The organism is Mycolicibacterium novocastrense (genome assembly GCF_001499835.1).
GTDB lineage: Bacteria > Actinomycetota > Actinomycetes > Mycobacteriales > Mycobacteriaceae > Mycobacterium > Mycobacterium novocastrense.
This window is the reverse complement of record NZ_LQIH01000032.1, coordinates 19,791-29,715: the sequence shown is the minus strand read 5'-3', so window position 1 is coordinate 29,715 and position 9,925 is coordinate 19,791. Positions and strand designations below refer to the sequence as shown.

Sequence of the window (9,925 nt, the reverse complement as noted above, 5' to 3'; positions counted from 1 at the left end):
TCACCGGCATGGTTGACCGTGTTGGTCTCCGGGCTCAAGAACCGGGTGTCGTTGTGGCTGAGCGTGTCGTTGTTGGAGAACGCCTCGGTCTGCCGCTGCGGGGTGAACGCGATCCCGTGAGTCTGGGCCACCGCCTGCTGCAAACCCACCACCGGATCACCACCACCATGCACCACCGCCGCAGGCGCCACCGCCGCGGCGGCGTGCTGAAGCTGGGCCGCCGAGACGTTCTGCACGCCGGCACCGCACATGGCGCGTTCCGGGTCGTCGACGAAGGCCTGAGCCGAGACCTCGTCGCGGAACAGGTTCAGAATCCAGTCGATTACGTTCATCTCCGTTGTCCTTTCGGATGCCTGGTCGCCGACCTCCGGCAAACTGATGCGAACGTTATGGATCCGCAAACGCCGCGAAAACGGGTCGAAGCCCCCTACCCGCGGCAAACGGATACAGGGTGGGCGCGTGCCCCTGTTAGGGGGTTAGGGGGCGGTTTGCGGTCGCCGAACGGCGACGAGCGTCCGCAGAGTGTCGTAATCCAGCGGCGCGTCGTGCACAGACACGGTCGCTCGCGCAGAAACGGAACGCTAGCGGGAGGCCTTCTTGCGCTCGATGTCGGCGAGGGCCGCGGCAAGTTCCGCGCGCTGCGCCGCCGATGTCTCCCATGCGAGTTGACGGTTCTTGACCACTTTCGCGGGCGCGCCGACCGCGATCGAGAAGTCGGGCACGTCGCCGCGCACGACCGCATGCGATCCGAGCACGCAACCACGCCCGATCGTGGTGTTGCGCAACACCGTAACCTTGACGCCGACCCAGGTGTCGGGCCCAATTCTCACCGGCCCCTTGACGATTCCCTGATCCTTAATCGGCACGTTGATGTCGTCCATGCGGTGGTCGAAATCGCAGATGTAGCACCAATCGGCCATCAGCACCGAATCACCCAACTCGATGTCGAGGTACGTGTTGATGACGTTGTCGCGGCCGAGCACCACCTTGTCGCCGAATCGCAGCGAACCTTCGTGGCAGCGGATGGTGTTCTTGTCGCCGATGTGCACCCAGCGGCCGATCTCCATCGTCGACAGCTCCGGCGTCGCCTCGATCTCGACGCCCTTGCCGAGAAAGACCATCCCTCGCGTGATGATGTGCGGATTGCGCAGCTTGAACTTCAGCAATCTCCAGTACCGCACCAGGTACCACGGGGTGTAGGCACGGTTGGCCAGCACCCATTTCAGCGACGCCAGGGTCAGGAACTTCGCCTGCCTCGGGTCACGCAGTCGCGACCCTCGCCAGCGCTTGTGCAGCGGCGCGCCCCACATGGTCGTCATGGCCGGAAAGCCTACGCGAGGGTTCCCGTCCGGAACGGTTACCCTCACGTGGACCGATGACGAGGAACGGGAAGGATCGAGTGTTCCGGCGATTGACCGTGCTGGCGATGGCAGTACTGACAGCGCTGATCACGGCCACACTGGCGGGCTGCCAGGACACCGTCTCCTGGGTCGACGCCAAGGCCGCTGACGGCTGGGCCGCTCAATACGGCGACGCCGCCAACAGCAGCTACCAACCGGTCGCGGGCGCCGACACGCTGCGCCTGGAATGGGCGCGGTCGGTCAAGGGCGACCTCGCGGCCGCGGTGGCACTCGGCTCCGGCAGCCATCTAGCCGTCAACGCGCAAACCCCTGACGGTTGCTCGCTGATGGTGTGGGAGGCCGACAACAAGGCCCGGCAACGTTGGTGCACCCGCCTCGTACAGGGCGGCGGTGCGTCGAGCCCCCTCTTTGATGGCTTCGACAACCTCTACATCGGACAGCCCGGTGCCATGCTGTCGTTCCCGCCGACGCAGTGGATTCGCTGGCGTCAACCGGTCATCGGGATGCCGACCACAGCGCGGATCCTGAGCCCGGGCCACCTGCTGGTCGTGACGCATCTGGGCCAGGTGCTGGTTTTCGACGCCCACCGCGGCACGGTCGAAGGCAGCCCGCTCGACCTGGTCGCCGGGGTCGACCCGAAGGATGCCGAGCGCGGGCTCGCCGACTGCCGGCCGGCTCGCCCCCGCTGCCCGGTGGCCGCCGCACCGGCGTTCGCCTCCGCCAGCGGTACCATCGTCCTCTCACTGTGGGCGCCGGGTGCCGACGCGCCCATCCTCGTGGGCCTGCGCTACCGGCCCGGGCAGTCGCCGTTTTTGACCCGCGAGTGGACCAGCGACGCCGTCGGCGGCGGACCCCTTGCCAGCCCGGTGTTTTCGGCCGACGGATCAACCGTCTACGTCAACGGACGCGACGACCGACTGTGGGCGCTCCACACCGCCGATGGCAAGGCCAAGTGGTCGGTGCCGCTCGACTACCTCGCCCAGACCCCACCCTCCGTGTCGCCGGACGGGCTGATCGTCGCGGGCGGCGGGCCCGGGGCGAAGCTGACCGGCATCAAAGACGAGGGCGATCGCGGCGAGGTGCAGTGGACCCGCGACGACCTCACACCGCTGTCGACGTCGAGTCGATCCGGTGCCGACGTCGCCTACACCGTCGTCCGCGACGGCGACGGGGAGGACGCCGGGCAGGCGCTGCTGGTCTTCGATCCCGCCGACGGACGCACCCTCAACAGCTATCCGCTGCCCAGGGCAACGGGGTGGCCGGTCGGCGTCTCCATCGGAAAAGACCGCCGCGTGGTCACCGCCACCAGCGACGGCATGGTGTACGGCTTCGCACCGGCGTAGTGCAGTTCGGCGCGGACCCGACCCTTATAGCGCGAGCATCGGCGCCACCGCGGCGCGCGGCACCGTCGCCTGAACGGGGCCCGCCGATTCGGGGAACAGCCCGCCCTGGCTGAAGAAGAAGATCAGCGAATCGTCGGTCAGCGCAAAGTTCTGGTAGTTCGCGGGATCGGTACCTTCGCCCTGTGGAACCGGGGCGCTCATGCCCTGCTTCTGCAGGTACCGATCGATCTCTGGGTAGATCACGTCCATCGGTTCAGAGCCCGGTTTGAACAAGGTGTCGAAGGTGATCGGCGCATTCGTGGCCAGGTTCCAGTTGAACGACTGGTAGAAGGTCTGCGGACGCACCCCGCCGACGTTCTGCCAGACGGTGAAGACCACGCTGCGGGTGCCTCTGTTCGGCGGTCCGGATTGGTAGCCGGTGCCTTCGGCGTCGAGTTCATAAGGCAGTCTGCCCGCGTCCGGATTCTCGGCGACGTTGACGAACCCGTCGCGCGCCTGCGTGAGGTATGCCACCAGCGGCGCTTGGTCGGGATAGTCGTTGGGGAAACTCAATTCGAAGGTGTAGTTCGGCGTTTCGACGTGCACCCGGCAGATCTGATCCGGCCCCACCGTGCCCTGCAGGTCGGCGCAGCCCGGTTGGGCGGCGGCCGCGGGGCTGGCGATGGCGCCCGCGACGGCGGCCACCGCGAACAGAGCGGTCCACCTGGGATTGCGCATCGTCGACGTCCTCGCAGTCGGCGCCGGCCCTGATACCGGCGCGTCCCGCAAGGATACGTGGACGGTCAGCGCGACGGACGACAAATGAATGCCGTTGCCCGGCTTGCGGCTCCGGCCCCTATGCGGGTGATCACGACCGAGGCTTGCTGTGAGCCGCGCAGGCGAAGCCGCGGCCGCAGCGCGTCGGGGTCGATGTCGACCCCGCGCACGAGGATCTCGACCGCGCCGACGTCACGCGCCGCGAGCGCCGTCCTCAGACGCCGTTCGCTGAAAGCCACTTCCTCGAGTACCTCGAAACCGCGTACACCCGGCGGAAGCCGGTCGCCCGACAGGTAGGCGATGGCGGCGTCGAGCTGCCACAGCCCGTGCCGTGCGGCGTAGTGGCGGACCAGCCCCGCACGCACGACGGCGCCGTCCGGGTCGACGATCCACCGCCCGGCGGGCGCGACTGCGCAGTCGTCGGGTTCGGCGTCGGTGATCTGTTCGCCGGTGTCCAGCAACGAGGCTCGGCGCCGGATCTCACCCTCGGTGAGGCCGGCCGACCACAAACACGCTTCACGCACGCTGCCCGCCAGAGAGGTGATCTCGACTTCACCGTCGAAGCCCAGCCGTCTCACGGCGTCGAAATCGATTCCGGGAGCGCACTTCACGACGATGTCGCGTTGACGATACACGTCGAGCAGCTCGTCAAGCGGGGGCGCGTAGTCACGCGGGTCGAACCGGCGCCGCCCGGCGCTGCGTCGGGCCGGGTCGAGCACGACGACCGTGTCATGCGTGATGGGCCGCAGGGCGTCGGCGCGGCAGAGGTCCACACCCTCGACGTTGTTGCGCGCCATCGCGATCCGGACCGGATCGATGTCGCTTCCGATCACGAGTTCCGCCGCTTCGCGGAGCGTGGCCAACTCCGTGCCGATCGAACAAGTCGCGTCGTGCACTACGGCTCCGCTGAGCCGACGGGCGCGGTGCCGGGCGACCGGTTCGGCGGTGGCCTGCTGGAGGGCTTCGCCGGTGAACAGCCAGCCGTCCGGTTTCGAGAGCTTGGCCGCCGCCTTACGACGCAGCAGCGTTGTCTCGACCAGCACAGCGGCGCGATCACCGAAACGCGCACGCGCCGAGGCGATATCGGCAATCAGCGTCTTGGCCGTCAACGGCAACGTGGCGGTTTCCCGCAGAGCGTCGACGCCGGCCGCGCTGCGCAGGTAGTCGACGTCCTCGACGCCGAACGCCACTGTCACGACGCGGCTGGCTTGACCCCTGTGATCATGACGTTGTAGTACCAGGACTTCGGCACCACGCGGCTCCAGAGGTTGGCGTCGATCCAACTCAACGTGATCCAGCTGTGGAATGCGAATTTCGCGTAGCCCCAACCCAATCGGCCCGGCGGGACGGCGGCCTCGAAGGTGCGCAGCGGCCAGCCCAGCATCGCGGCGGTGAATTCGGTGGTGGCGGTGGAGACCTCGACGGCGCCTGCGTTGTGCGCCATGCGCTCCAGATCGCCCGGAGAGAAGGTGTGCAGGTCGACGACCGCCTCCAATGCGGCCGCGCGTGACGACTCGTCGAGTTCGGCTTGGGGGCGACGCCAACCCGAGAGTCCCGGGAGCTTCGTCACATTGGTCACCGCCCGCCAGGTCAGGGTCGACAGCGGGCGGGCATAGTTCTCCCCCGCGTTCGTCGGCTCACCGGCGAAGATGAACCGGCCGCCGGGCTTGAGCACCCGCACTACCTCGCGTAGCGACAGCTCGACATCGGGAATGTGATGCAGCACGGCGTGACCGACCACGAGGTCGAAGGTGTCGTCGTCGTACGGGATGCCCTCCGCGTCGGCCACTCGCCCGTCGATCTCGAGACCGAGGTTCTCGCCGTTTCGGGTGGCGACCTTGACCATGCCCGGTGACAGGTCGGTCACCGAGCCGCGCCGGGCCACGCCGGCCTGGATCAGGTTGAGCAGGAAGAACCCGCTGCCGCACCCGAGCTCCAACGCCCGTTCGTAGGGCAGCTTGCGCTGCTCGGAGAACGGAACGGTCGCGTCGAAAAGGTCGCGGGCGTAGTCGACGCAGCGCTTGTCGTAGGAGATCGACCACTTCTCGTCGTAGCTCTCGGCTTCCCAATCGTGGTACAGCACCTGGGCCAGTTTGGAGTCGTGGCGGGCGGCTTCGACCTGTTCGGCGGTGGCGTGCGGATTGGGCACCGGAGCCGCGGAGCCGGCGACATCAGGCACCGGAGCCGCGGAGCCGGCGACATCAGGCACCGGAGCCGCCGAGCCGGCGACATCAGACCCAGCAGCCGCGGAGCCGGCGACATCAGTTACCGTGTCGGTTTCCTCAAAGCTCATAACAGCGCAGCCTAGAGGTCGAACGTCGCCTTGGCCGCAGCCAGTACCTGGGGTGGGTGCTCGACGAACCGTTGCGCCCAGGCCAGCGCGGCGTCGTAGACCCCGTCGGGCGCCACCATCTGGTCGACGAGGCCCAGCGCGTGCGCTTCTTTGGCGTCGATGAACCGGCCGCTGAAGACCAGCTCCTTGGCCTTGCTCAGGCCGACGGTGCGGGCCAGTCGGGCGGTGCCGCCCGCGGGCACGAGCCCGGCGAGGATCTCCGTCACACCGAACTTGACGTTGTCACCGCAGACCCGCCAGTCGGCCGCCAGCGCCAGCGTCAGCCCGCCCCCCAGCGCGTAGCCGGTGATCGCCGCGACGGTGGGTTTGGGGATGACTGCCATGGCGTCGACGGCCTCGCGGCAAACCTGCGTGGCGGTGTCGGCCTCCTCGGCGTTGAGGGTGCGCAGTTCGGGGACATCGTCGCCGGCCGAAAAGATCTCGTGGCCGCCGTACACGATCACCGAATGGACGTCGTCGCGATCGCCGATGCTTCGCGCGGCGGAGGCCAGTTCGCGGTAGACCTGGCGGGTGAGGGCATTGGTCGGTGGCCGCGACAGCAGCAGCGTGGCGATACCCGGATGCTCATCGCTGGTGTGAACCGAGACGAACTCGCTCATGCCTGGCGCGCGTCGGACCCGTAGCCCTCGGGGCTGCGGCGGTTGCGGGCGGCGTTGTACCGGTCGCTGTCGAAGAACTCGATCTCCCAGTTGCCGATGTCCTTGTTCGCGGCCAGATGCGGTGTGACGGAGACGATCTGACGTTCCACCGCAAGCACTTCGGCAACGGTGCGGCCGGCGAGCGAGTCCAGCTGAGTCCATGTCGGAGGCAGCAGGAACGTCCGGCCGGCCGCGAAATCATCGAGCGCTTGCTCCGGGGTGATCCAGTCGGCCGTGTCGGTCTCGGTGTTCTCGCCGTCGGCGCGTTGTCCGTCCGGCAGCGCACCAACGAAGAAGTAGGTGTCGTAGCGACGGGTGCGTTCTTCCTTCGGCGTCACCCAATTGGCCCATGGCCGAAGCAGATCGGCGCGCAGCACCAGCTTCTCGCGGTGAAGGAAGTCGGCGAACGACAGCGACCGGTTGACCAGCGCGGCGCGCGCCTCGTGGTAGACCGAGGCGTCGTCGACCAGGACATCCGGGTCGTCCGCGGCGCCGGCGAACAGCACCCCGGACTCTTCGAAGGTCTCGCGTGCCGCTGCGCACACCAGTGCCTGCGCCAGGTTCGGCTCCACGTTCAGACGCTTTGCCCACCAGCCGGGTTCGGGACCGAACCAGTCGATGTCGGCGTCGCGATCGCGATCGTCGACACCGCCGCCGGGGAACACCATGACGCCGGCGACGAAATCCATCGCCGAGTGCCGCCGCATCAGGAAAACCTCGACTCCCCGCGCATGCCCCTCCCGCTTGTCGCGGATCAGCATCACGGTCGAGGCGGGCCGCGGCGTCAGCGGCTGTTCGGCTGGTTGTTCGGTCATGCTCGTCTCCTATGCGCGGCCCGACTCCTGGCACGGCGCGCGAAATACCGCCCGTCCACGACCTCGAGCGTGATCGCCTGGCCGAAGGCTTTGGAGAGGTTTTCGGCGGTCAGCACATCGGGCAACAACCCGGAGTCGATCACCTTGCCCTCGGACAGGATCAGTCCGTGTGAGAAGCCGCGCGGGATCTCCTCGACGTGGTGGGTCACCAACACCATCGCCGGGGCGTCCGGGTCGGCGGCCAGATCCTCGAGCCGGGCCAGAAGTTCCTCGCGTCCGCCGAGGTCCAGTCCCGCGGCGGGCTCATCGAGTAGCAGCAGTTCCGGGTCGGTCATCATCGACCGCGCGATCAGCACGCGCTTACGTTCGCCTTCGGACAGCGTGCCGTATGTGCGCAACGCCAGGTGTTCGGCGCCGACGCTCTCGAGCATGTCGACCGCCTGCTCGTAGTCGACGTCGTCGTAGGCCTCGCGCCAGCGGCCCAGCACCGCGTAGCCGGCCGAGACCACGAGATCGCGCACCACCTCACCGTCGGGCACCCGCTGCGATAACGCCGAACTGCTCAGGCCGACCCGCGAGCGCAGTTCGGACATATCGGTTCGGCCGAGTCGTTCACCGAGCACGTACGCCGTCCCCGTCGACGGGTGCTCCAGGGCGGCGGCGATGCGCAGCAGCGAGGTCTTGCCCGCGCCGTTGGGCCCGATGACCACCCAGCGCTCGTCAAGTTCGACCGCCCACGTGACGGGTCCGATCAGGGTCTGTCCCCCGCGCCGCAACGACACCTTGGCGAAGTCGATCAGCACATCGGGGTCGGCTGCATCTCCTTCGGCGGTGGGCACTCGCCCATCGTAGACAGGCCACTTGTGCGTGATTCCGTTCGGCCAGCGATCGATTTCACGCCCAAATCGACCGCGCGCCTGCGGCGAGCCTCGGCGGTCAACCCGACGATGAGAACGAGGCTGCGGACGACGCCCCTACGCATGGTGGGGGAAGCGCACCTTGATGAGTTCGAGTTCTCGGGCCATGCGTTCGGCGTCGCGGTCTTCGTAGTCGGCGCGCGCGACCGGCGGCTGCCACGCCAGGGTCGAGGCGAGGCGGCGGCTCAGTCGAGGTATCCAGTTCAAGCTCATGAACTCCATGGTTGCGGCGAACTGGCTTGCTATTCAATAGCCAGTTAGACCATACTGGCCTGCAATGACTCTCGAAGTGCCTGCACGCACGCTCAATGTGGAACTTCTGGCCCGCGAGTTGGGAAGCTGGCGGACGTCCAGTCGAAGTGGGCCGGCTTACCAGGGTCTGGCCGATGCTCTTCGTCTGCTGATCATCGACGGACGCGTCCCCGTCGGGGCGCGAGTGCCCAGCGAACGCGCACTCGCCGACACGTTGCGGGTGTCACGCACGACGGTCACTGCCGCCTACACCCAGCTACAGGAGGACGGCTACCTCGTCGCGCGCCGCGGTGCCCGCAGCACCACGGCGCTGCCCGTCGCGCCCGCCGCGCGCATCGAGCCCGCTGCACCGTCGGTCAGCTTGGCCGCGGCGGCGTTGTCGGCGCCCGCCGCCGCGGTGATGGAGGCTTTCGCAGAGGCGACCCGCGACGTCACGCCGTATCTGCACGCGCCGGGACACGAACTCATCGGTGTACCGGCGCTGAGACAGGCGATCGCCGAAAGATACTGCGAACGTGGGCTTCCCACCGAGCCTGACGAGATCATGGTGACCACCGGGGCGTTGCACGCCATCGGACTGATCCTGACCACATATGTCCAGCCCGGTGACCGCGTACTCGTCGAACAACCGACATATCACGGTGCGCTGTCTTCCATTACGACCGCGGGCGCTCGCCCCGTTCCGGTCGCGATGACCGAAAGCGGCTGGGACTTCGACGCACTCCGGAACGCGCTGCACCAGATGTCACCGACGCTGGCGTATCTGATCCCCGACAACCAGAACCCGACCGGTATGACGATGCCCGCTGCGGACCGGAATCAGCTGGCGCGCATCATCACCGAGACCCGCACCCGCACCGTCATCGACGAGACGATCCTCGACATGTGGCTGGACGAGCCCCCACCCGGCCCGGTGGCGGGCGAAATGACGTCGCGACGCGATCTGGTCCTGACGGTCGGCTCGATGTCGAAGTCCTTCTGGGGCGGGCTGCGGGTCGGCTGGATCCGCGCAGAGCGCGCCACCATCGCCACGATCGCCGCGCTGCGGCCGTCGATCGACATGGGCACTGCGATACTCGAACAGTGCGCCGCCGCAAGACTTCTCGCCCGACGCGACGAACTACTGCCCGAGCGGCGCGAGATCTTGCGCAGCCGTCGCGCATATTTGCAGTCGCTGCTGAGTCAGCACCTGCCCGACTGGGATCCGGGACCGGGCGCGGGCGGCATGTCGTTGTGGGTGCGGCTGCCGGCCCCGATGAGTACCGCGCTGTCGGCGGCGGCCTCCCGGCTGGGCCTCGATCTGCCCGCGGGCCCGCGGTTCGGGGTGGATGGCACCCTCGAGCGGTTCGTCCGCGTCCCGTACGCGCTGCCCGAGGAACAGTTGAGCGAGGCGGTGGAACTGCTGGCGCGAGCGTGGCGCAGCGTCACCGGACTGTCGGCGCCTGAGCCGACGACCGTCGTGGTCTAGCGCGGCCTCCCCTCCCCCGCGA

Annotated in this window: 11 protein-coding genes; 2 read left to right on the top strand and 9 right to left on the bottom strand. The window is 68.0% G+C overall.

Annotation, left to right across the window (positions count from 1 at the left end; genetic code table 11):
- Together AU072_RS19635 and AU072_RS19630 are read right to left on the bottom strand one after the other, a co-directional pair.
- The coding region (locus AU072_RS19635; RefSeq protein ID WP_217266028.1) for an IniB N-terminal domain-containing protein at window positions 1-332 on the bottom strand (332 nt) is incomplete at its 3' end.
- A gap of 249 nt (window positions 333-581) precedes the next feature.
- Window positions 582-1,319: an acyltransferase gene (locus AU072_RS19630; RefSeq protein WP_064349682.1), complete on the bottom strand. Its 738-nt coding sequence runs from the start codon at window positions 1,317-1,319 to the stop codon at window positions 582-584.
- 80 nt (window positions 1,320-1,399) lie between these two features.
- On the opposite strand from AU072_RS19630, the gene AU072_RS19625 reads away from it, so the two are divergent.
- The gene (locus tag AU072_RS19625) at window positions 1,400-2,704 is read left to right on the top strand and encodes a BamB-related PQQ repeat family beta-propellar protein (RefSeq protein ID WP_064415349.1); all 1,305 of its coding nucleotides are present in this window, start codon (window positions 1,400-1,402) and stop codon (window positions 2,702-2,704) included.
- 24 nt (window positions 2,705-2,728) lie between these two features.
- Here the strand turns inward: AU072_RS19625 and AU072_RS19620 are convergent, their stop codons facing one another.
- From AU072_RS19620 to AU072_RS28350, 7 genes are all read right to left on the bottom strand, one after another.
- Window positions 2,729-3,421 (bottom strand): esterase, encoded by a 693-nt coding sequence (locus AU072_RS19620; RefSeq protein ID WP_064415348.1) that lies wholly within the window; start codon window positions 3,419-3,421, stop codon window positions 2,729-2,731.
- A 65-nt stretch (window positions 3,422-3,486) separates the two neighbouring features.
- Entirely contained in the window at window positions 3,487-4,650 is a 1,164-nt protein-coding gene (locus tag AU072_RS19615; protein ID WP_064415347.1) for a class I SAM-dependent methyltransferase, read from the bottom strand.
- Between the two features lie 2 nt (window positions 4,651-4,652).
- On the bottom strand, window positions 4,653-5,753 hold the full coding sequence (locus tag AU072_RS19610; protein WP_407937616.1) for a class I SAM-dependent methyltransferase: 1,101 nt from the start codon (window positions 5,751-5,753) through the stop codon (window positions 4,653-4,655).
- A gap of 11 nt (window positions 5,754-5,764) precedes the next feature.
- Entirely contained in the window at window positions 5,765-6,412 is a 648-nt protein-coding gene (locus AU072_RS19605) for an enoyl-CoA hydratase (RefSeq protein WP_064415346.1), read from the bottom strand.
- Window positions 6,409-7,266: an NUDIX hydrolase gene (locus tag AU072_RS19600; protein WP_064415345.1), complete on the bottom strand. Its 858-nt coding sequence runs from the start codon at window positions 7,264-7,266 to the stop codon at window positions 6,409-6,411. The genes AU072_RS19605 and AU072_RS19600 overlap by 4 nt, the downstream gene beginning before the upstream one ends.
- Window positions 7,263-8,105 carry an ABC transporter ATP-binding protein gene (locus tag AU072_RS19595; protein ID WP_064415344.1) on the bottom strand — a complete coding sequence of 281 codons (843 nt, stop codon included), beginning with the start codon at window positions 8,103-8,105 and terminating at the stop codon, window positions 7,263-7,265. The genes AU072_RS19600 and AU072_RS19595 overlap by 4 nt, the downstream gene beginning before the upstream one ends.
- Window positions 8,106-8,240: 135 nt before the next feature.
- Entirely contained in the window at window positions 8,241-8,396 is a 156-nt protein-coding gene (locus tag AU072_RS28350) for a hypothetical protein (protein ID WP_165595627.1), read from the bottom strand.
- Between the two features lie 64 nt (window positions 8,397-8,460).
- Here AU072_RS28350 and yczR point away from each other — a divergent pair, with 64 nt between their 5' ends.
- Window positions 8,461-9,903, top strand: coding sequence for a MocR-like transcription factor YczR (yczR, locus tag AU072_RS19590; protein WP_064415343.1), 1,443 nt, complete (start codon window positions 8,461-8,463; stop codon window positions 9,901-9,903).
- Window positions 9,904-9,925: the final 22 nt, after the last annotated feature.